Here is a 21,032-nt window from a genome sequence, read left to right on the forward strand (position 1 = left end):
GTCGTCGAGCTATCGTGTTGACGTGAACATGCAGGAGTTCGGCGCCTCCGACGGCGCGTCGACGACCCCCGATGCCGAGATCCTCACCGGCGGCGTCACCAAACGGTCGACCCGCCTCGCCGACGGGCGGGAGTTGATCTACTTCGACGATCCCGGCACGACGCTCGGCCCGGAGCGCTTCGTCGACGTGCGCGCTCTGGATCCGCGGCCTGAGACCGCGACCATGCGGCTGGACGTCCTGACCGGCGACTGGATCTCGGTGGCGGCCTCCCGCCAGAACCGCGCCTTCCTCCCCCCGGCCGAGCTCGACCCCCTCGCGCCGCAGACGCCCACCAACCCCTCGGAGATCCCCTCGCACTACGACGTCGCGGTCTTCGAGAACCGGTCGCCCTCCTTCGGTCCGGCCCTGAGCACCGCGCACGGCGACGCTCCCGCCGCCGTCGACCCGCCGCGCGGCCGGGAAGATCTCGCCGAGCTCTCGCTCGGCCGCACCCGCACCTCGGTCGGCCGCTGCGAAGTGGTGTGCTTCAGTCCGGCCCACGAGGGTTCGTTCGGCACCCAGTCGCCGACCCGTGCGCGCACGGTGATCGAAGCCTGGGCCGACCGCACCGCCGCCCTCTCGGCCCTTCCGGGGATCGAGCAGGTCTTCCCGTTCGAGAACCGCGGCGAGGCCATCGGCGTCACCCTCGCCCACCCGCATGGGCAGATCTACGCCTACCCGTACGTCACCCCGCGCACCCAGCAGCTTCTCCGCTCGCTGGAGAAGGCCGGGCCCGACCTCTTCTCGCGCATCCTCGACAGCGAGCGGGCATCGGACCGCGTCATCCTGAGCGGTGAGCATTGGACAGCTTTCGTGCCCTTCGCGGCCCGCTGGCCGATCGAGGTGCATCTCCTCCCCCACCGCCACGTCGCCGATTTCGCCGACACGACGACGGCCGAGCGCGACGAGCTCGCCCCGCTGTACCTCCGCCTCCTCCGCGGCATCGACGCGCTGTACGACTCGCCCACCCCCTACATCGCCGCCTGGCATCAGGCCCCCGTCCACGTCGCCCGCGACAGCGCCCGCCTGCACCTCCAGCTGACCTCGCCGCGCCGCGCGGCCGACAAGCTGAAGTTCCTCGCCGGATCAGAGGCGGCGATGGGCGCCTGGATCGGAGACATCCCCCCCGAGACCGCCGCCGAGCGCCTGCGCGAAGCCGTGGCATCCATCCCCGAGGAAGCACTGTGACCGCTGCACCCACCGACGCCCTCGACCCGAAGCAGGCGGCGCTCGACGCCCTCGCCCGCCTGACCGATGTCGCGCCCTCCGGTGTCTGGTCGTCACCGGGCCGTGTGAACCTGATCGGCGAGCACACCGACTACAACGACGGATTCGTGCTCCCGCTGGCGATCCCCCACCGCACCGTCGCCGCCGTCGCGCCGAACGGTGACCGCGTGCTGCGGGTCACCTCGACGTTCGCCGACGAGCCGGTCGCCGTCCCCCTCGCCGATCTCGGCGACCTGTTCCCACACTCCCGCGAGAGCATCATCGAGTGGGCGCGTTACCCCCTCGGCGTCGCCTGGGCACTGGGTGAGTCCGCCCCCGATGGCGCAGCGGCCCACGCGACCGGGCTCGACATCGCCATCGCGTCGAACGTGCCGGTCGGCGCCGGCCTATCGTCGTCGGCGGCGATCGAGGGCGCCGTCGCCATCGCACTGAACGATCTGTGGCAGCTGGGCCTCGACCGTCCCGCCCTCGCGCGCGCGGGACGACGCGCCGAGAACGAGGCGGTCGGCGCCCCGACGGGGATCATGGATCAGATGGCCTCGATCCTCGGCGCCGCCGACGCCGCGATCCTGCTGGACTGCCGCAGCCTCGAGGTCGAGGTCGTCGATCTCGGGTTCGATGCCGCCGGACTCACCCTGCTCGTGATGGACACCCGCGTGCAGCACTCGCACGCCTCGGGTGGGTACGGCGAGCGCCGCGCCTCCTGCGAGGCGGGTGCGGCGACGCTCGGCGTCGCATCCCTCCGCGATCTCGACATCGCCGACCTCACGCGCGCGGAGCGCGAGCTCGATGACGTCACCTTCCGTCGCGTCCGTCACGTCGTCACCGAGAACCAGCGGGTGCTCGATACGGTGCGGATGCTGCGGAGCGGCGGGCCGCGATCGATCGGCGACCTTCTCCTCGCCTCCCACGCGTCGATGCGCGACGACTTCGAGATCTCCGTCCCCGAGCTCGACACGGCCGTCGACGCGGCGGTCGGAGCCGGGGCGATCGGTGCGCGGATGACCGGCGGCGGGTTCGGCGGAGCGGCGATCGCGCTGGTGGACCGCGATCGCGTCGCCGAGGTGTCCGATGAGGTGATGCGGTCCTTCGCCGGGCGCGGCTTCGCCGCACCGACGATCTTCCCGGTCACCGCCGCCGACGGGGCGCGCCGCGAGAGCTGACCGGCGTACTCCCCCGCCCCATCGCGCGCAAGACCTGCCGCCGCAGCATCCCGCGTCCTACGCTGGCGGACGGTGCCATCGGGTGCCGCCACAGGAAAGAGGGAAACTCGCATGGCCTTCGTCACCGTCGGAACGGACAACTCTGCCGATATCCAGCTCTTCTACACGGACCAGGGCTCGGGTCAGGCGGTCGTGCTCATCCACGGCTTCCCCCTCGACGGGGAGTCGTGGAACAAGCAGCAGGCGGCCCTGCTCGACGCCGGGTACCGCGTCATCGCGTACGACCGGCGGGGGTTCGGCGGGTCGAGCAAGGTCGGCACCGGGTACGACTACGACACCTTCGCCTCCGACCTCGACGCCCTGATGAAGCGCCTCGACCTCGCAGACGCCGTGCTCGTGGGCTTCTCGATGGGGACGGGCGAGATCGCCCGCTACCTGTCCCGGTACGGCAGCGGCCAGGTGGCCAAGGCCGCCTTCCTCGGCTCCCTCGAACCGTTCCTCCTCAAGACCGACGAGAACCCCGACGGCGCGGCACCGCAGGAGTTCTTCGACGAGACCGCGGCCGCGGTCAAGAAGGACCGGTATGCGTTCCTCACCGGTTTCTTCCAGGACTTCTACAACCTCGACGAGAACCTCGGCTCCCGCATCTCGCAGGAGGCCGTCGACGCGAGCGTCCAGACCGCGAACCGCGCGGGCAACACCGCGATCGCGGCGGCGCCGCTCGCGTGGCCGACCGATTTCCGGGCCGACATCGACAAGATCGACGTCCCGACCCTCATCGTCCACGGGACCGCCGACAACATCCTGCCGATCGATGCGACCGGGCGTCGGTTCCGCGAGATGCTCCCGGAGGCGACGTACATCGAGATCGAGGGCGCGCCGCACGGCATGCTCTGGACCCACGGCGATGAGGTCAACGAGGCGCTGCTGAAGTTCCTCGCGTCCTGACCGCTCGGCGGCGGCGCGTCACCGGGTGGGCGCGCCGCCGTTCGCGGCGTCGATGAGCCGATCGATGTCCTCCGTGGTCACCGGATCTCCGCCGCCGAGCGCGCCCATGAGCCCGATCCGGCCGAGCGGGAACGCCTCGAGGATCCGCATCATGTCCACACCCTCGGGCATGATCGACCCGCTCGCATCGCCGCCCCCCATCATCCGGCCCATCGCCTGCTGCAAGAGGGGCCCGGCGATCGGATGCCGCAGGGCCTCGCCGAGGGATGTCGACCGTGACACCGGGACGACGAGATCGTCGCCCGCGATGTCGATGACGGTTCGAGAGCGGATGTCGCGGCTCGACGCCCCGACCTCGACGGCGTATCGGCCGCCTTCGACGACCCATCCGTCGACACGGCGGTCCCAGTAGGCGAGGTCGCTTCGCCGCACGGCCAGCACCACCTCGCGGGTCTCACCCGGATCGAGCTCGACCGAGGCGAAGGCCTTCAGTTCACGCGGGGCACGCTGGATGGCCGAACCGGGAAGCGCGGTGTACCCCTGCACCACCTCGCGGCCGGCACGGGAGCCGGAGTTCGTCACGGTGACGCGCACCTCGACGTCGCCCGAGGGGGTGATCGCAGCGAAGCAGTCGCCGTAGGTGAACGTCGTGTACGACAGCCCGTGCCCGAAGGGGAAGGCCACCGGCATCCTGCGGGCGTCATACCAGCGGTAGCCGACGAACAGGCCCTCGCTGTAGCGGACGTGCGAGAACTCACCCGGGAAGTCCAGGAACGCCGGGGTGTCCTCGAGCCGCAGCGGGATGGTCTCGGTGAGTTTGGCCGACGGGTTGACGTCGCCGAAGAGGATGTCGGCCGTCGCGCCGCCCCCGGCCTGTCCGAGGAGCCATCCCTCCAGGATCGCCGGCACCGCCTCGGCGAACGGCAGGGCGACCACACCGCCGTTGGAGAGCACGACCACGGTGCGCGGGTTCACCGCGAGCACCGCCTCGAGCAGGGCGAGCTGGTTCACGGGAAGGTCGATGTCGTCGCGGTCGTATCCCTCGGACTCCAGACGCGCCGGCACACCGAGGAACACCACGGCGACCTCGGCGGCGGCAGCCACCGCCACCGCCTCGGTGCGCAGCGACACCTCCTCCTCCTGCGCGACGTCGACCGCGGTGGAGAACCCTCGCGAGAACGCGACCTCTGATGAGGCGGCCTGGCGGATGGCGTCGAGCGCGGTGTCCAGGCGCGTCGGATTGATCATCGACGAGCCGGCGCCCTGATAGCGCGGTGCCGCGGCGAACTCGCCGATGACCGCGAGCCGCGCGTCCTTCGCCAGCGGCAGCACGGGTGCGCCCTCGACGCTGTCGTTCTTGAGCAGCACGATCGAGCGTGCCGCCGCGTCGCGGGCCAAAGCGTGGTGTGCGTCGACGTCGAGGGGTCCGGTCGCGGTGCCCGCGGCATCCGTGACCTTCCGGACCAGATCGATGACGCGGCCGGCGGCGGTGTCGAGCACCGATTCGGGCAGCACGCCGTCGGTGACCGCGCGGACGATCTGAGCGTCGGTGATGCCGCCCGATGACGGCATCTCGAGGTCGAGGCCCGCGGCGATGCCCGCGACGCGCTCATTGACCGCGCCCCAGTCCGATACGACCAGCCCCTCGAACCCCCACTCGTCGCGGAGGACCGAGGTCAGCAGCCAGGGATCTTCCGAGGCGTAGACGCCGTTGATGCGGTTGTAGGAGCACATCACCGTCCACGGCTGGGCGTCCTCCACGACGCGCTGGAAGCCACGCAGGTAGATCTCGCGGAGGGGTCGCGCATCGACGTCCGATGACGCCCGCATCCGGTCCTCCTCTTGATTGTTGGCGGCGAAATGCTTCAGTGACGCTCCGACTCCCTGCGACTGGATGCCACGGACGATCGCGGCACCGAGCTCGCCGGAGACGATCGGGTCTTCGGAGAAGTACTCGAAATTGCGACCGCACAGCGGCGAGCGCTTGATGTTGACGCCCGGACCGAGGAGGACGCCGACATTCTCGATCGACGCTTCGACGCCGAGCGCCTCCCCGACCCGCCGGAGCAGGCCGACGTCCCACGAGGATCCGAGACCGACCGCGGGTGGGAAGCAGGTGGCCGGCACACTGTCGCCGATGCCGAGGTGGTCGCCGCTCCCCGCCTGCTTGCGAAGGCCGTGGGGCCCGTCGGTGAGCATGACGGGCGGAATGCCGACGCGCTCGACGGCCTCGGTGAACCAGAAACTCGCGCCACTGGTCAGCGCCGCCTTCTCTTCCAGGGTCAGGTCGGCCAGGGCGGGAAGGGTCATGAGGGGTCCTTTCGGGCAGAGAGGAGTCGGTCGAGAAGCCCGAGGATGCGCGCGTGATCGAGGTCGGGATCGAGGAGCCACTGCGACTGCAGACCGTCGGAGGCGGCGATCACGAGGGCCGCGACCTCGTCGGGGTCGACGTCGTCGCGCATCCGGCCCGCCGCCTGGTTCTCACGCACGCGCGCAGCCAGGCCCTCGCGGAGACTCTCGAACCGCGCGGATACGAACGCCCGGGCGACGGGGCGGTCGTCTTCGAGGGCCGCGGCGACAAGGGTCGAGTAGAGCTGAACCAGACCCGGGATCTCGCGGTTGCGCTCGGCGGAATACCGCATCATCTCGGCCGGAGTGGTCTCGGGCGGCAGAGTCTCGGCGTCGTGGCGCTGCGACGCGCGGTACACCTCGACGAGCAGTTCCTCGAGAGACCCGAAGTAGTGGCGGAGGGCGGCGTGGGTCACCCCGACCTCGCTCGCGATCGCGCGGAGGCTCGTGCGGTCCGATCCTCGCTGCGCGAAGACCTCGATCGCGCGGTCCAGGATCTCCTGCCGCCGCGCGATGCCCTTCGGTGAGGCGCCCCGGCTCCCCGGCGACGCTGACTCCGCGGTCATCCGCTCAGAGGGTCCGGGCGAAGGGGTCGAAGTCCCCGTCGATGACGGGCACCGGGTCGACGGTGCTCTCCACGCGGACCGACTCGCCGGTCTCGATCGACTGCTCCGCCGACAGCATGACATCCAGGACGTGCAGCGCCAGGTCGCCGGACGCGACGTGCGGACGCCCGTCGGCGATCGCGCGCACCATGTCGAGCAGGCCGAGCCCGCGTCCCACGACGACGCCCTCCTGCTCGATGTCGATCCACTCCTGCTCGACGCTCATGCCGTCGCGCAGCACTCCCAGGGGCTTGACATAGGCGATGCGCCCGGCGAACTGGTTGGGGTCGGGCAGGATGATCGACCCCTCGGTGCCGTGCACCTCGAAGACGCCGGTGCGCTCGAGCGCCGAATCGAAGCTCAGCAGGCTCTGTGCCTGCTGGCCGCTGTCGAAGGCGGTGACCACCTGCACGGTGGTCGGGACCTCGACCGGGAACGTCGCGCCGGCGTTCGGCCCGGTGTGGATGACGCGCTCGTCGCGCGCCTTCCGGCCGACCGCCGACACCCGGTCGACGGGCCCGAAGAGGCTGACGAGCCCCGTGAAGTAGTACGGGCCCATGTCGAGGAGCGGCCCGGCGCCCCTGGCGAAGAGGAACTGCGGTGCGGGATGCCAGAGGTCGGGCCCCTGCGTCTGGAACACCGTCTGTGCGAAGAGCGGCTCGCCGATCACGCCCGCGGCGATCGCGCGCTTGGCGGTCTGGAACCCGGGGCCGAGAACGGTGTCGGGGGCAGAGCCGACCCGGAGCCCGGCGGCCGCTGCGGCGGCGAGGAGCTCGGCGGCACCGTCGCGATCGAGACCGATCGGCTTCTCGGTCCACACGTGCTTGCCGGCCGCGATCGCACGCATCGACACCTCGATGTGCGCGGCGGGGATCGTGAGGTTCACGACGACCTGCACGTCGGGATCGGCCAGCACATCGTCGACGCCTCCCCAGCGGGCGACGCCGTGCTTGCGGGCCTGGGCCTCGGCGCGATCGACGAGGAGGTCGCCGACGATGACCACGTCCACGTCGGCGAAGGACTGCAGGTTCTCGAGGTAGGTGTCGCTGATGACCCCGGCGCCGATGACGCCGACGCCGACCGCGCCGCTCATCGGACGAACCCCCCGTCACGGAGGAAGGCGAGGCTGGCGGCGATGTCGTCGAAGACGTCGCCCGGCGGGTTGTCGTACTCGATGACGGCGTAGCGGATCGCGCCCTCGCCGGCGCGGAGAGCCGCGGCCAGGGGCACGTCGCCGGTGCCGGCATGACGCTGCTCGAGCGTGCCCGATCCGAAGGCGGGAGCGTCGGGGGCGAAGGGATTGGATGCCGGGACGGCGCCGTCCTTCACATGCACGGCCGTCAGCCGTTCCCCCAGGCGCGACACGAGGGCGGGGACGTCCTGCCCGCCGGCGGCGGCCCAGTACAGGTCGAGTTCGAGGGCGACGCGGGAATCGGTGAGCGAGATGAAGCGCTCGTAGGCGGTGACGCCGTCGAAGCTCGCGACGAACTCCTGGGAGTGGTTGTGGTAGCCCACGGTCAGCCCGAAGGTCGCGGCAAGATCGGCGGCACGGTTCAGTCGCTCCGCGAGCTCGGCCACCGAGTCTTCGGTCAGCCAGCGCTCGACCGGCACGAAGGGGTCGAAGACGGTGTGCAGGCCGATCCGCGCGGCGGCCTCGAGCACGACCTCGGGCGCCGGGGTGGGAATGGCGCCGTCCGGCGTCCACAGCTCGTCGCTGAGGAGCGGCGCGTGCCCGGTCGGGGCGTCGAGGCCGCTCGCGTCGAGAGCTGCGCGGATCTCGTCGGGCCGGTCGACGAACGCGAACGCCTCGACATGACGCAGCCCGATCTCGGCGAGGCGGTCGAGTGACCGGCCGGGATCGGCGGTGAACTGCTCGGCCAGGGTGTACAGCTGGACCGAAGCTTCGGGCAGGGCTTCCGGATGCGCCATCGCGACCTCTCTTCTCTCGTCGATCTGTCGACCGATCGGGACGATGAGGTGAGGCTAGCGGAAAACCTCCATGTGGAGGTTTTCTTCTCTGGGGCGGCGAACGACCGACGCCGTACGATGACCAGCGTGAACGATGCGGTCATCACCCTCTCCTGCGGCGCGGTGCGGGGCCTGTGGCGGGGAGAGCCGGGCGACCCCGGATCATCCGCCGCGTTCCTCGGCATCCCGTTCGCCGAGCCGCCCGTCGGGGAGAGGCGCTTCAGCGATCCGGTGCCCGTGTCCCCGTGGGAGGGTGTGCGCGACGCCACGGCATACGGTGCGACGGCTCAGCGCGGCGACACCGGGATCACGCTGATCCCCGAACCATCGGTCGAGGGCGACTCGACCCTGAACGTCAATGTCTTCACCCCGCGCCCCGGCGACGCCGACGCCGCGCTCCCGGTGCTGGTCTACATCCACGGCGGCGGCTTCACCTCGGGGTCGCCGGCGAGCCCCTGGTACGACGGGCGCGCATTCAACCGCGACGGCGTCGTCACGGTCTCGCTCTCCTACCGCCTCGGTTTCGACGGATTCGGCGAGATCGACGGCGCGCCGAGCAACCGCGGCGTCCGCGACTGGCTGGCCGCGCTGGAGTGGGTGCAGCAGCACATCCGCGACTTCGGCGGTGATCCGTCTCGCGTGACGATCGCGGGTCAATCCGCCGGCGGCGGGGCGGTGCTGACCCTCCTGGGCATGCCGTCCGCCCAGCACCTCTTCCACGCGGCGTGGGCGCTCTCGCCCGCCCTCGGCGACATCGCGGCCCCGCTCGCCCGGGAGCGCTCGGACCGCCTCGCCGACCTCGCGGGCGTCGCCGCCACCCTCGAAGGGTTCCGCTCCGTCTCCGAGGAGCGGTTGCTCGCGCTGCAACGGGATGCGGCGAAGGTGGCGTCGAGGGATCCGTTGGCGCCGCTGACCGGCATCCTCCGCGACGGACTCCCCTGGGGGCCCGTCGTCGACGGCGACCTCCTCCCCGGGCGACGATCGCGTCGCTTCGCGCCGGCGTGGGCGCAGAGAAGGCGCTCGTCGTCGGGGCCACCGACGACGAGTTCACGATGATCACCGACGGGCTTCGCGTACCGCTGCGGTTGATTCCGCCGATGCTCCTGCTGCGCCGGATCGGCGTCGACCGCGAGGTCATCGGGCCCTACCTCGCCGCGAACGGGTCGCAGCGGCGCAAGGGCGGGGCTGCCGTGATCGGACGCTTCATCAGCGACAGCATCTTCCGCTCGACCGTGGTGCGCGCCGCCGACGCGCGTGGGGAGGCAGACACCTGGGTGTACGCCTTCTCATGGCCGTCCCCGACGCGCAGATGGTCACTGCACTGCCTCGACGTGCCGTTCTGGTTCGACGGGCTCGACCTCGAGGGCGTCGCCGCCATCGCGGGCGACCGGCCGCCTCGCGCGCTCGCCGACGCCGTCCACGGCTCGGCGGTGGCTCTCGTCCGCGACCGCGACCCGGGCTGGCCGACGTGGGCGAGCGCCCCGGGCACGGCGCGTGTCTTCGGCGGCCCGTCTTCGGCGCCCGACGTGGTGCGGGACGCCTTCGCGAGCGTCGCCGCGCTCGTGTGATCCCGCGCCGCGCGGACATCCGGCCCCGCGCGGAGATCCGCGGGATCGTGCGAGCTCAGCGCAGCGCCGGGATGACCTGACGCTCGAACTCGCTGACGCCTGAACGGTCGTAGGCGTGCTCGGGGAAGTAGTGGATGGCGTAGCCGAGACCACGTTCGCGGAGCGCCGCGAGGCGCTCGGCGACCTGCTCGGGCGTGCCGACGAGGCCGCGGTCGGAGCGGTACTCGGCCATGAAGGCCGCCGTGCGGTCGCCCAGGTAGGGGGCGACACGCTGCTCGATGCGGTTCAGGCGCGCCGCGACATCCTTCTCGTTCTCGCCGATGACGGTGTTGAAGTTTGCCGACCGCACGATCTCGGCCTGGTCGCGACCGAGGTCGTCGGCGTGGGCGCGCAGGATCTCGTCTTTGCGGGTGAACTCCTCCGGCTCGCTCGACCAGTTCGTGTACTGCGCGTACTTCGCCGCGATCTTGAGCGTCACCTTCTCGCCGCCGCCCGCGATCCACAGCGGGATCCCGCCCTCCTGCAGGGGCAGCGGGCGCACGAGCGCGCCATCGACGTCGTAGTGACGGCCGTGGAGCGTGGCGGTGCCGGTCGTCCAGGCCTGGCGCATGATCTCCACGCCCTCCTCGAGCATGCCGAGACGATCGCCGATCTTCGGGAACCCGTAGCCGTAGGCCCGCCACTCGTGCTCGTACCAGCCGCCGCCGATCCCCATCTCGGTGCGGCCGCCCGAGACGATGTCGACGGTGGCGGCGACCTTGGCCAGGTAGGCGGGGTTGCGGTACCCCATGCACGTGCACATCTGGCCGAGACGGATGCGGTCGGTCACCGCGGCGAACGAAGCCATCAGCGTCCATGCCTCGTGCGTCGCCTCGTCGCTCGGCACGGGGACGGTGTGGAAGTGGTCGTAGACCCACAGCGATTCCCACGGACCGCGGTCGGCGTGCTGCGCGAGCTCGCGCATCACCCGCCACTGATCGGCGGGATCGATGTCGACGAGGTCGTGGCGCCAGCCCTGGGGGATGAAGAGTCCGTATCGCACGGGCCTCAGCCTACGGGAGCGGCTCCAGGGCGGCATCCGATCGGGCGACCTGATCGAGAGGAACGGATGTCACGAGTTCCGCGTCGGGGATGCGGCGGCGGATCACCTCGATCGCGGCGGGGTTGTCGTCGACGAGCACCGCATTCCTTCCGAGGGATGCCGCGACGGCGGCGGTCGTGCCGCTCCCGGCGAAGAAGTCGAGGACCCGGTCGCCGGGGCGGCTCGACGCCTGCACGATGCGGCGGAGGATCCCCTCGGGCTTCTGCGTCGGATAGCCCGTCTTCTCCCTGCCGGTGGTGGGGACGATGGTGTGCCACCAGACATCCGTGGGGAGCTTGCCGCGCGCGGCCTTCTCGGGGGTGACGAGCCCGGGGGCCATGTAGGGCTCGCGGTCGACGCCGTCGGAGTCGAACCAGTACCGATCGGGGTCCTTGACGTAGACGAGGATCGTGTCGTGCTTGGTCGGCCAGCGGCGCCGCGTCTTCGCGCCGTAGTCGTAGGCCCAGACGAGCTCGTTGAGGAAGTTCTTGCGGCCGAACAGGGCGTCCATCAGCACCTTGGCGTAGTGCGCCTCGCGGAAATCGAGGTGCAGGTACAGCGTGCCGTCCGGCGCGAGGAGGCGCCAGGCCTCCTCCAGGCGTGGCTCGAGGAACCCCCAGTAGTCGTCGAACCGGTCGTCGTAGGTGCGGAGATCGCCCCGCAGCCGCTCGTACTCGCGCCCGTGGAACCCGCGCCGGACGACTCCCGCCGGAGCCTCCGGAGGGGTCGCGCGGGCACGCTCGACGCTGCGCTCCCGCATCCGTCCGGTGTTGAACGGCGGGTCGAGGTAGATCAGCGTGAACGACGCGTCGGGGAAGGTCCGGATCACGTCGAGGTTGTCACCGTGGTGCACGGTGACCGAGCCCCGCGGCGCTGCAGGCGGAGGCGGGGTGCTCACGGCACGCGGTGCAGCCAGGCCGAGGTGGCGAACTTGCTGTCGACGAGCGCCTGAGCGGCGGCGTACTCCTCGTCGGTGACCGAGCCCGGCTCGGCGCCGTAGAGCGTGGAGAAGGTCTCGATGAAGCGCTCGATGATCGCCTCGCGGGGCAGGCCCGTCTGCCGCCGCAGCGGATCGACCCGCTTGGCGGCCGACGCCGTCCCCTTGTCGCTGAGCTTCTCGCGGCCGATGCGGAGCACCTCGGTCATGACCTGACCGTCCATGTCGTAGCTGAGGGTGGCGTGGTGGAGCACGCCGCCGTTGGCGAGCCGCTTCTGCGCGGCACCGCCGATCTTGCCCTCCGGGGAGGCGATGTCGTTCAGCGGCTGGTAGACGGCCTCGACGCCGAGCGACCGCAGCGCCTGCAGCACCCAATCGTCGAGGAAGGCGTACGAGTCGGCGAAGGTCATCCCCGCCACGAGGGAGGCCGGCACGTACAGCGAATACGTGACGATCGAGTTGGCGCCCATGAGCATCGCCCCGCCGCCCGAGATGCGTCGGACGACGTCGAACCCGTGGCGGTTCGCCCCCTCGGGGTCGACCTCGTTGCGGTACGACTGGAACGACCCGATCACCACGGCCGATTCGTTCCACTCCCACAGTCGCAGAGTCGGGCGGCGCCGACCGTCGCCGACGCGCTCGGTGAGCACCTCATCGAGGGCCAGGTTCATCCGGGGCGAGACCGGGGCGTCGTGAACGACCTCCCAGTCGAAGTCGCGCCACCCGGGCGCGGTGACGAGGGCGCGGCGCACGGCCGTGCCCACCGCCTCCGGGGTGAAGCCGAGAAGCTGCGCCCCCTCGGGGAGCGCCGAGCGCACCGCGGCCGCGATGCCCGCGACATCCGTTTCGACGGGAAGCCCGGTGACGGCGGCGTCGATGAGGGGCAGCGCGTCGTCGGGCTCGAGGAAGAAGTCGCCGGCGAGGCGGAAGTCGGCGATGCGTCCGCCCTGCACCTCGAGGTCGACGACCACGAGTTTTCCGCCGGGGACCTTGTACTCGCCGTGCATGGCCTCAGCCTATTCGCTGTCCGCTCCGCGTCGGCGTGCCCGCGCATGGCGCACGCGATCGACCGCTAGCGCGGCGATGCCGGCCGCGAGCGCAGCGAAGGCGAGTTTTCCGAGCCAGAGAACGATGACCTCGGCGCCGTCCGCGCTGCGTCCGTCGTCCGTGAGGAATCGGACCAGAGGAGCGAGGCCGCGGCCTGGATACGACGCTTCGGTCATCAGGGCGTAGGCGCCCATCAGCGAGGGCGCGGTCACCACGAGAAGCAGCGTCGGCGGTACGACCCACCACGACCAGGAGACGGCCTGTCCGCGCCGATGCGCAGCGACCAGTCGGACAGCGGTCGAAACGGCGGTGACGACGATCGCCCCGAGCGACCACCCCGCGCCGTAGGCGATGACCCACAGGCCGGCACCGAGCAGGATGAACACCAGTTCCCCCGCATCCGACACACCGGCGGCGATGCGAACGACCGTCCGTCCCAGAGCTGCGACGACGAAGAGACCAGCCGACCACACGGCATCCGACAGCGATCGCGGTCCCACCACCCGAAGCACCGCCGTCCCGGGATGCCGGCCGTCGTCGATGGTCACCGACTGCGCCAGCCCGGCCGACGAGCCGACCGGAACGGCACCCATGCGAAGCGACGAGACGACGGCGGCGAGCGCAAGAAGCAAGGCGGCGATGAGCAGCGCGGGATTGCTCCCCGGCTCCTCGGCCGGATCGATCACGAGGGTCAGGGCCAACGCCGCCAGAGCGCTCAAGATCACGACGGTGGCGCGCACCGCCCCCCATCGCGCCACAGCGTCAGTCGGAAAGAGCATCCCGCGACGATATCCGCTCACCTCGTCGCGCCGCTGCACCCGGCGCATTCAGCTTGGCGGCCCGCCGGCCTGCTACGGTTGTCGTGCGGCAGTTCCTTGCCGCTGCGTCGTCGTCACGCTTCCGCCTCCTGTGAGGCCACCGGCAGATTTCCCGATCCGCCACACGACGAACGGCGAACCGATGCGCGATCCCGCGCCGTCGCCTCCTTCTGCTCTTCGCTCGCTTCGGAGCGCCGAGCCTCACCGAAAGCCTCCATGTCTTCTTTCACCTCCCTCGGCGTGCCCGAGAACCTCGCCGCCGTCCTCCTCGCCGACGGCAAGACCGAGCCCTTCGCGATTCAGCGCGACACGCTCCCCGACTCCCTCGCCGGCCGTGACGTGCTCGGCCGGGGCCGCACCGGCAGCGGCAAGACCATCGCGTTCGCGCTGCCACTGGTCGCCCGTCTCGCCGGCGGCCGCCGCGAGCCCCGTCGTCCGCGCGGCCTCGTGCTCGCGCCGACCCGCGAGCTCGCGACGCAGATCGCCGCGACGATCGCCCCGCTCGCCGCCACCGCGAACCTCACCGTCACGACCGTCTTCGGCGGTGTCAGCCAGAAGCCCCAGGAGCAGGCACTGAACCGCGGCGTCGACATCGTCGTGGCCTGCCCCGGTCGCCTGGAAGACCTCATGAAGCAGGGCGTCATCCGGCTGGATGCCGTGCAGATCGCCGTGCTCGACGAGGCCGACCACATGGCCGACCTCGGGTTCCTCCCCGGAGTGACCCGCATCCTCGCCGCCACCCCGCAGGGCGGGCAGCGTCTGCTCTTCAGCGCCACGCTCGACCGCGGCGTCGACGCGCTCGTCCGCCGTTTCCTGCAGAACGAGGTGCGTCACGAGGTCGACGAGGAGAGCGTCCCCGCCGGCGTCATGACCCACCGCGTCTTCGTCGTGCCCTCCGACGGCAAGGCCGCACTCGTGCGCCACCTCGCGTCGGGTCGCGGGCGTCGCATCCTCTTCACCCGTACCAAGCACCAGGCCAAGAAGCTCGCCAAGCAGCTCACCGCCGCCGGCATCCCCGCGGTCGACCTGCATGGGAACCTCGGCCAGAACGCCCGCGAGCGCAACCTCGCCGCCTTCGGCGCCCCCGCCGACCAGGGCGGCGTGCGCGTGCTCGTCGCGACCGACGTCGCCGCGCGCGGTGTGCACGTCGACGAGGTCGAGCTCGTGGTTCACGTCGACCCCCCGGTCGAGCACAAGGCGTACCTGCATCGTTCAGGCCGAACCGCCCGCGCGGGCGCCGAGGGCGTCGTCGTCACCGTCGCGACACCCGACCAGCGTCGCGAGGTCGGCGATCTGCTGCGCAAGGCCCAGGTGACCGCACCCCTCGAGCAGGTCGCGGCGGATGACGCCACGGTCGCCGCGCTTGTGGGCACCGTTGCCGAGCACGTCACCCCGGCCCCGGTCGCGGCGGCCACCGGCCGCAGCGGCGGCAACAGCGGCGGCGGCGGCCGCGGCCGCTCGGGCGCCGGCGCGGCACGGACATCTGACGGCGCAGGTGGCGGTCGTGGTCGCTCTCACGGACGCCGTCCGGCCGGCGAACGCTCGGCGCAGTCCGGCGAGCGCACCGCGGCGTCGACCGGCGGCGCGCGCGCAGGTCAGGCGGGCGCCCGATCGGGTCAGGCCGGCGGCAGCGCCGCCCGCACCCAGACGGGTCCCCGTTTCACCACCGGCAGCACCGTCGCCGACATCCAGCGCGGCACCCGCCGCCCGCGGCGCGCGCGCGGCTGACCCCGCGGCGCGGCCGGCCCGCTCAGTCCCTCGAGGGGAAGCGCGGGTCGAGCCACGCCAGCAGGTCGGCACGCACCTCGGCCTGCATGACCTCGTTGAAGATCTCATGCCGCGCGTCGGGGTAGACGAGGGTGGTGACATCGGCCAGCCCCGACCGTTCCCGATAGGCCGCGGCCAGGCGGTGCACGCTCCGCGGTCCGCCCACGGTGTCATCGCGGCCGACCATCAGCAGCACCGGGATGTCGTGACCCGCCGCCTGCGCGAGTCCGCGGCCCGGGCGTTCGAACAGCCGCGCCGAGTCGATGAGTCCGAAGAGCTTCCGCAGCGGCGTCGTGGTCGTCAGCGGATCGTCGAGGAAGTCACGACCGACCTCAGCGTCGGATGCGAGCCACTCGACCCCCGTCGCACCCTCCCCGGCCCACGGTGCGTTCAGATCGCCGGGGTTGAGCGAGCCGGGCCACATCAGCGCCGAGCCGCTGAGGACGAGGGCGTCGTAGGCATCGGGGTGGCGGTTGAGGAGCATCTGCGCGAGGAACGAACCCCACGAGTGCCCGAGCAGGATCAGCGGCAGGTCCGGGTGGGCGTCGCGGATGAGCTCGGTGAACTGCCAGACCGCGTCGCGCGTGGCCGGCATGCCCCCGGGACCGAGCCGGCCGAGTCGGGAGTGGTCGCCGTCGTGCTGCCGCAGGCCCGTGCGACCGTGTCCGCGGTGGTCATCGGCGTACACGGTGTACCCCGCGGCGGTGAGCGTCTGCGTCAGGCGCGTGTAGCGTCCGGCGTGCTCGCCGACGCCGTGCAGCAGCTGGACGACGGCCCGAGGGGCGGACGTCTCGGCCGGGTGGACGTCGTAGACGATCGCGATGCCGTGTGCATCGATGAACTCGGGCATGCCCCGAGCCTAACGGCGGGTGTTCGCCGGCGCCTCGGATACGCCACCCACCCCGACCGTTAGCACAACTAATGAGCTATGCTAAATAAACGTATGAGCGCATTCGAGAACCTGTCCGACGAGGCATCCGACTTCCGCATGGCGACCTTCCGCCTCGCCCGCAGGCTTCGCGCGGAGCGCGCGATCGACAGCATGAGCGACGGTCAGTTCGCCGTGCTCGCCGTGCTCAAGATGTTCGGTTCGCACACCCTCGGCGAACTCGCCGAGCGCGAGCGGGTCACCGCACCCTCGATGAACCGGACGGTCAACTGCCTCGAAGAGGCCGGATACCTCACCCGGACTCCGGATGACGCCGACCGACGCAAGGTGAACATCACTCTGACCCCCGCCGGCCGCGAGGTCGTCGAAGAGACCGTGCGCCGCCGCGACGCGTGGCTCGAGCAGGCTCTCGCGGAGTTGACGCCGGCCGAGCGCCGCCTTCTCGCCGAGGCCGCCGACCTCATGCGGAAGGTGGCCGACCGATGAGCGCGATGTTCCGATCGTTCTCGATCTTCAACTATCGCGTGTGGTTCATCGGCGCGCTGGTGTCGAACATCGGCCAGTGGATGCAGGCCACCGCGCTCAGCTGGGTGGTGCTCACACAGCTGACCGACAACGACGCCGCGGCGATGGGCGTGACGATGGCCCTGCAGTTCGCACCCCCGCTGCTCCTCGTCGGCGTCACCGGCTGGGTCGCCGACCGGTTCGACCGGCGGAGACTGCTCGTGGTGACCCAGAGCCTTCTGATGGTGCTCGGCATCGTCATCGGCATCCTGCTCCTGGTCGGCGTGATGACCCTGTGGCTGATGTACGCCTTCGCGCTTGCGCTCGGTGTCATCGCCGCGTTCGACAACCCTGCCCGGCAGGCCTTCGTCTCCGATCTCGTCGCACGCGAGAACGCCTCCAATGCCGTGGCGCTGAACGCCGCGTCATTCAACGGCGCCCGGATGATCGGACCCGCCGTCGCCGGTATCGTCATCGTCGCCGTCGGCACCGGGTGGGTGTTCCTGCTCAACGGCGCCACCTTCCTCGCCATGATCGTCGCGCTGGCCCTCATCCGGCCGCACGAGCTCATCCCCCGGATCAAGGCGCCCGGCGCCTCGCGCCTCGCGGACGGCTTCCGCTACGTGGCCCGCCGCCCCGACCTCATCGTGACGTTCTCGATGGTGTTCCTGCTGGGCGCGTTCGGAATGAACTTCCCGATCTTCGCCTCGACCATGGCGCTGGAGTTCGGTCGGGACGCCGACGGCTACGGCCTGCTCAGCTCGATCCTCGCGATCGGGTCGCTGTTCGGCGCACTGCTGGCGGCACGCCGGGACCGGGCTCGCATCCGTGTCGTGATCGGCGGCGCGCTGCTGTTCGTGGTCGCCGCCGTCGTCTCGGCTTTCATGCCCGTCTACTGGTTGTATGCCGTGACGCTCATGTTCACCGGCTTCGCCGTCGTGACCATGCTGACCACCGCGAACGGATACGTGCAGACCACGACCGACCCGGCCCTCCGTGGTCGCGTGCTGGCTCTCTACATGGCGATCCTCATGGGCGGCACACCGGTCGGCGCGCCGATCGTCGGCTGGGTGGCCGCGGAGTTCGGCCCCCGCGCCGCGATCCTCCTGGGCGCAGGCGCGGGCTTCGTCGCTTTCGCGATCGGCGCCACCTGGCTCATCGTCTCCGGTCGGCTTCACCGCCGCGAGAACGCCCGCTTCCGCCTGACGATCGATGAGACCCGGCCGCTGTCGGTGGTGCAGGCCTCGCCGGAGGAGTTCAGCGACGAAGTCGCCGAGACCACACCCATCACGCTGCCGATCGGCGACAAGCGCGGACCGGCCCCCGCCCGGCGCGCCGGCTGACCCCGTCGGGGCGAAGTTCGACTACCCGGTCACACCCACGAGATCGGCATCGCCCGCGGCATCCCGGATCACCCGCTCGCGGCGCACCTGGTGTCGGAAGAGGATCGTCACCGTGGCGGCGAGGAGGCACCCGCCCGCGATGATCGACAGCGTGGCGAAGAGGCCGAGCTCTGCCTGCAGGATCGGGAAGAAGAAGGTGCCGACCGCAGCGCCGGCCTTCCCCGCGGCGGCGGCGAAGCCCGCGCCCGCGCCGCGCACCTCGGCAGGGAACGCCGCCGTCGGCATGGCGAAGGTCGTGGCGTTGGGGCCGCCGTTCATGAACAGGTTGAACGCGGCGAACGCGAGGAAGATGACCGCCACCTGCGCCGGTGACGGCGCCACGAGCTGCGTCGATCCGAGCGCAACCAGCGCCACCGCCATCACCACGAACCCCACCGACTGCATGAGGATGAGTCCCAGACGCCGGACCAGCAGGATGGCGGCGGCGAAGCCGACGATGAGGAACAGGTCGAGGACGGCGGCGCCCTCGGTCGAGGTGATGTCGTCGGCGATGAACGGGCTGCTCGCAGAGGAGCTGAGCGCGAGTGCGGCGATGATCGTCGGAGTGAAGACACCGACCCCGTAGGTGGCGATGTCCATGAAGAACCACGGCACCGTCGTGAGCGCGGTCGCCTTCCGGTACTCGCCTGCGAACAGTGCGCGCTTGCGCACGGTGGGCACGACCCCCGTCGCGCGCACGAGAACGGGATGATCCGCCGAGGGCGAGACATCCCGGATCTCCGTCTCGACGACCTGGCGCCCGGCGAACCGGCTCATCACCGCGGCCGCCTCGAGGTATCTCGCCTGGGAAGCCAGCCAGATCGGGCTCTCCGGCACTCCCCGGCGGAGGACCACGATGATGACCGCCGGGACGACGCCGGCCGCCAGCATCCATCTCCAGGCCTCGGGGTGCGGATCGAAGGTGAGGACGACGAGCCCGACGAGGGCACCCAGGAGCTGTCCCACGGCCTGGAAGCTGAATGCTCCGATCAACAGCCTCGGACGCATCCGCCCCGGTGAGATCTCGGCGACGTAGCTCGCTGCGATCGGGTAGTCGGCGCCGATCCCCACCCCGAGCAGGAACCGGAACGCGATCAGCCACCAGATATCGGGGGCGAAGGCGGACGCGACGGCGAAGACCACGAACATGCCGAGGTCGATGCGGAACGCCAGCTTCCGTCCAATGCGGTCGGAGAGCGGCCCCATGATCGCGGCGCCGAAGATGGCGCCCACCACTGCGACGCTGGTGAGAAGCCCCGTCTCGAGCGGGGTGATCCCCCACTCGGCGACGATGAGCGGCACCGCGACACCGACGATGAAGAAGTCGAAGCCGTCGAGCATGATGCCCATGGCCGACAGCCACCACACCCGCCGATGAAGGGGGCCGAATCTCAGCCGGTCGAGGAATCGGAGGGCCGCGCGCTCTCGCATGCCCGCATCCTGCCGACCCGGCGTGGCCGCGAAGGGCTACGGCACGTGAATGGGCGATGAACGTTGGCGCGCGTCGTGCCCAAGACTTGAGAGGATGTCGGGATGCCCGACTCCAACGCGCCCGACCTCCCGCCCGCGCAGGGAGAGGCCGCCTCGGCGGGATCGACCGAGTCGAAGACCAAGGCGCCCTCGCGGATCCTCGTCATGATGCGCGATCCGTTCGTGCTGACGGTGACGGCGCTCGCCGTCGTCCTGAACGTCGTGGCGACCGTCTCGGCCGCGTCGGACGGCGAGGGCGACGGCCTCGCGGGCAACGGCATGTTCGCCGCGCCGATCATCGCGACCCTTCTCGTGGTGCTGCAGGTGGCGTGGCGCCGGGACGGGCACATCGCCGACGCCTTCGTGAGGGCGATGGTGTACAGCGCCGCGGTGTCCTTGCTGTGCGCCCTCGCGAGCCTGGTGACGACCTGGGTGCCTGCCGTGGCGGAGGCGATGGCGGCCTCCCGCCGCCCGAGCGGCTTCCACTACTGGTTCGAAGAGCCGCATCCGTTCGTCCTGCCCTTCTTCGGCGGCTGGCTGCTGGGCATGATCGCCGGGCTCGTCGGATGCCTGCTGGTCATCCTCTTCTTCGCCTACCGCCGCCCCCGTGATCTCGCGGCGGCGAACATGAACGACCTGGCGCCGGCCTACGCCACGCAGGTGCGCCGGGCGAACATCGCGCTGGCCTGGGTGCTGATCCTCGTCTTCCTCGTCCCTTCGCTCATCGTGTGGGGGTCCGGCGAAGCCGTGGGCCGATCGGTCCTCGAGGCCGCGCAGAACACGCTGCTGTTCTTCGCCTCCCCGGGGCGGTACGTCGCCGACGCCGCGTGGATCGTCGGCCTCGTGCTGATCCCTGTCGGAATCGTGCTCGTGGTGTTCATCGTGCTGACGCAGCGCGTCGACCGCGCCGCGCGTCGCGCGGCCGGGGTGCCGGTCGGACTGAGCGCGCAGGATGACGACGCGAAGCGTTCAGAGTGAGATGAACCGGCCCCGTCCGAAGGGGAGGATCGGGGCGCGGTAGTGCAGCGTCGGCGGATCGGTCGGGTGCAGGACCACCCCTGCGTCACCGAACCGCCAGCCCCGGGCGAAGAGGTAGACGCCGAGCTCGACCGGCTCATCCGCCGCCACCTGCCAGGTGCCCGCACCCCACTGGACCGGCTGCCCACGGCCTCCGATCACCAGAGTCGGGCGGATGCCCGCCCACAGGGTCAGGGCCGGTCTGCCGAGGGTCAGCTGAATGCGCCGGGTGGCCGGCGGCGCGGCATCCAT

Annotated in this window: 20 protein-coding genes; 9 read left to right on the top strand and 11 right to left on the bottom strand. The window is 71.0% G+C overall.

Going from position 1 to position 21,032, the window contains the following annotated elements; genetic code table 11:
• The first annotated feature begins 28 nt into the window (after positions 1 to 28).
• From galT to FBY40_RS16320, 3 genes are all read left to right on the top strand, one after another.
• Positions 29 to 1,228, top strand: coding sequence for a galactose-1-phosphate uridylyltransferase (gene galT / locus FBY40_RS16310; RefSeq protein WP_141940244.1), 1,200 nt, complete (start codon positions 29 to 31; stop codon positions 1,226 to 1,228).
• Complete coding sequence (gene galK, locus FBY40_RS16315) at positions 1,225 to 2,430, top strand: galactokinase (protein WP_141939791.1); 1,206 nt, start codon at positions 1,225 to 1,227, stop codon at positions 2,428 to 2,430. The genes galT and galK overlap by 4 nt, the downstream gene beginning before the upstream one ends.
• A 111-nt stretch (positions 2,431 to 2,541) precedes the next feature.
• Positions 2,542 to 3,378 (top strand): alpha/beta fold hydrolase, encoded by an 837-nt coding sequence (locus FBY40_RS16320; RefSeq protein ID WP_141939792.1) that lies wholly within the window; start codon positions 2,542 to 2,544, stop codon positions 3,376 to 3,378.
• 18 nt (positions 3,379 to 3,396) lie between these two features.
• Here FBY40_RS16320 and FBY40_RS16325 read toward each other — a convergent pair whose 3' ends face one another.
• Genes FBY40_RS16325 through FBY40_RS16340 form a run of 4 tightly spaced genes read right to left on the bottom strand, consistent with a single transcriptional unit; the run spans position 3,397 to position 8,261 of the window.
• Entirely contained in the window at positions 3,397 to 5,688 is a 2,292-nt protein-coding gene (locus FBY40_RS16325; protein ID WP_141939793.1) for a glycoside hydrolase family 3 C-terminal domain-containing protein, read from the bottom strand.
• Positions 5,685 to 6,293: a TetR/AcrR family transcriptional regulator gene (locus tag FBY40_RS16330; RefSeq protein WP_141939794.1), complete on the bottom strand. Its 609-nt coding sequence runs from the start codon at positions 6,291 to 6,293 to the stop codon at positions 5,685 to 5,687. The genes FBY40_RS16325 and FBY40_RS16330 overlap by 4 nt, the downstream gene beginning before the upstream one ends.
• A gap of 4 nt (positions 6,294 to 6,297) precedes the next feature.
• On the bottom strand, positions 6,298 to 7,425 hold the full coding sequence (locus FBY40_RS16335) for a Gfo/Idh/MocA family protein (protein WP_141939795.1): 1,128 nt from the start codon (positions 7,423 to 7,425) through the stop codon (positions 6,298 to 6,300).
• Positions 7,422 to 8,261, bottom strand: a complete 840-nt coding sequence (locus FBY40_RS16340) for a sugar phosphate isomerase/epimerase family protein (RefSeq protein WP_141939796.1) — start codon at positions 8,259 to 8,261, stop codon at positions 7,422 to 7,424. Before FBY40_RS16340 ends, FBY40_RS16335 begins: the two co-directional genes overlap by 4 nt.
• Positions 8,262 to 8,387: 126 nt before the next feature.
• Here FBY40_RS16340 and FBY40_RS17600 point away from each other — a divergent pair, with 126 nt between their 5' ends.
• Positions 8,388 to 9,356 carry a carboxylesterase family protein gene (locus FBY40_RS17600; RefSeq protein WP_235014967.1) on the top strand — a complete coding sequence of 323 codons (969 nt, stop codon included), beginning with the start codon at positions 8,388 to 8,390 and terminating at the stop codon, positions 9,354 to 9,356.
• Positions 9,302 to 9,868: a hypothetical protein gene (locus tag FBY40_RS17605; protein WP_235014969.1), complete on the top strand. Its 567-nt coding sequence runs from the start codon at positions 9,302 to 9,304 to the stop codon at positions 9,866 to 9,868. The genes FBY40_RS17600 and FBY40_RS17605 overlap by 55 nt, the downstream gene beginning before the upstream one ends.
• A 55-nt stretch (positions 9,869 to 9,923) precedes the next feature.
• Here the strand turns inward: FBY40_RS17605 and FBY40_RS16350 are convergent, their stop codons facing one another.
• From FBY40_RS16350 to FBY40_RS16365, 4 genes are read right to left on the bottom strand one after another with little or no spacing between them, the layout of a single operon-like run.
• A complete protein-coding gene (locus FBY40_RS16350) occupies positions 9,924 to 10,910 on the bottom strand; it encodes an LLM class F420-dependent oxidoreductase (protein WP_141939797.1) in 987 nt (328 codons plus the stop codon).
• Between the two features lie 10 nt (positions 10,911 to 10,920).
• Positions 10,921 to 11,847, bottom strand: a complete 927-nt coding sequence (locus tag FBY40_RS16355; protein ID WP_141939798.1) for a DNA-methyltransferase — start codon at positions 11,845 to 11,847, stop codon at positions 10,921 to 10,923.
• Positions 11,844 to 12,893: a lipoate--protein ligase family protein gene (locus FBY40_RS16360; RefSeq protein WP_141939799.1), complete on the bottom strand. Its 1,050-nt coding sequence runs from the start codon at positions 12,891 to 12,893 to the stop codon at positions 11,844 to 11,846. The genes FBY40_RS16355 and FBY40_RS16360 overlap by 4 nt, the downstream gene beginning before the upstream one ends.
• Positions 12,894 to 12,902: 9 nt before the next feature.
• The gene (locus tag FBY40_RS16365; protein ID WP_141939800.1) at positions 12,903 to 13,712 is read right to left on the bottom strand and encodes a hypothetical protein; all 810 of its coding nucleotides are present in this window, start codon (positions 13,710 to 13,712) and stop codon (positions 12,903 to 12,905) included.
• A 255-nt stretch (positions 13,713 to 13,967) separates the two neighbouring features.
• Here FBY40_RS16365 and FBY40_RS16370 point away from each other — a divergent pair, with 255 nt between their 5' ends.
• Positions 13,968 to 15,479 carry a DEAD/DEAH box helicase gene (locus FBY40_RS16370; protein ID WP_141939801.1) on the top strand — a complete coding sequence of 504 codons (1,512 nt, stop codon included), beginning with the start codon at positions 13,968 to 13,970 and terminating at the stop codon, positions 15,477 to 15,479.
• A gap of 22 nt (positions 15,480 to 15,501) precedes the next feature.
• Here FBY40_RS16370 and FBY40_RS16375 read toward each other — a convergent pair whose 3' ends face one another.
• Positions 15,502 to 16,368: an alpha/beta fold hydrolase gene (locus FBY40_RS16375; RefSeq protein ID WP_141939802.1), complete on the bottom strand. Its 867-nt coding sequence runs from the start codon at positions 16,366 to 16,368 to the stop codon at positions 15,502 to 15,504.
• A gap of 93 nt (positions 16,369 to 16,461) precedes the next feature.
• Between FBY40_RS16375 and FBY40_RS16380 the strand changes: the two genes are divergently transcribed.
• A complete protein-coding gene (locus FBY40_RS16380; RefSeq protein ID WP_141939803.1) occupies positions 16,462 to 16,893 on the top strand; it encodes a MarR family winged helix-turn-helix transcriptional regulator in 432 nt (143 codons plus the stop codon).
• On the top strand, positions 16,890 to 18,254 hold the full coding sequence (locus FBY40_RS16385) for an MFS transporter (protein ID WP_141939804.1): 1,365 nt from the start codon (positions 16,890 to 16,892) through the stop codon (positions 18,252 to 18,254). Before FBY40_RS16380 ends, FBY40_RS16385 begins: the two co-directional genes overlap by 4 nt.
• A gap of 21 nt (positions 18,255 to 18,275) precedes the next feature.
• On the opposite strand, the gene FBY40_RS16390 is transcribed toward FBY40_RS16385, so the two are convergent.
• Positions 18,276 to 19,724, bottom strand: coding sequence for an MFS transporter (locus tag FBY40_RS16390; RefSeq protein WP_141939805.1), 1,449 nt, complete (start codon positions 19,722 to 19,724; stop codon positions 18,276 to 18,278).
• A gap of 102 nt (positions 19,725 to 19,826) precedes the next feature.
• Here FBY40_RS16390 and FBY40_RS16395 point away from each other — a divergent pair, with 102 nt between their 5' ends.
• Complete coding sequence (locus FBY40_RS16395) at positions 19,827 to 20,741, top strand: hypothetical protein (RefSeq protein ID WP_141939806.1); 915 nt, start codon at positions 19,827 to 19,829, stop codon at positions 20,739 to 20,741.
• Here FBY40_RS16395 and FBY40_RS16400 read toward each other — a convergent pair.
• On the bottom strand, positions 20,733 to 21,032 hold the full coding sequence (locus tag FBY40_RS16400) for a hypothetical protein (RefSeq protein WP_141939807.1): 300 nt from the start codon (positions 21,030 to 21,032) through the stop codon (positions 20,733 to 20,735). The two genes, FBY40_RS16395 and FBY40_RS16400, sit on opposite strands and share 9 nt — an antisense overlap.

Origin of the sequence: Microbacterium sp. SLBN-154 (assembly GCF_006715565.1) — a bacterium.
Lineage (GTDB): Bacteria > Actinomycetota > Actinomycetes > Actinomycetales > Microbacteriaceae > Microbacterium.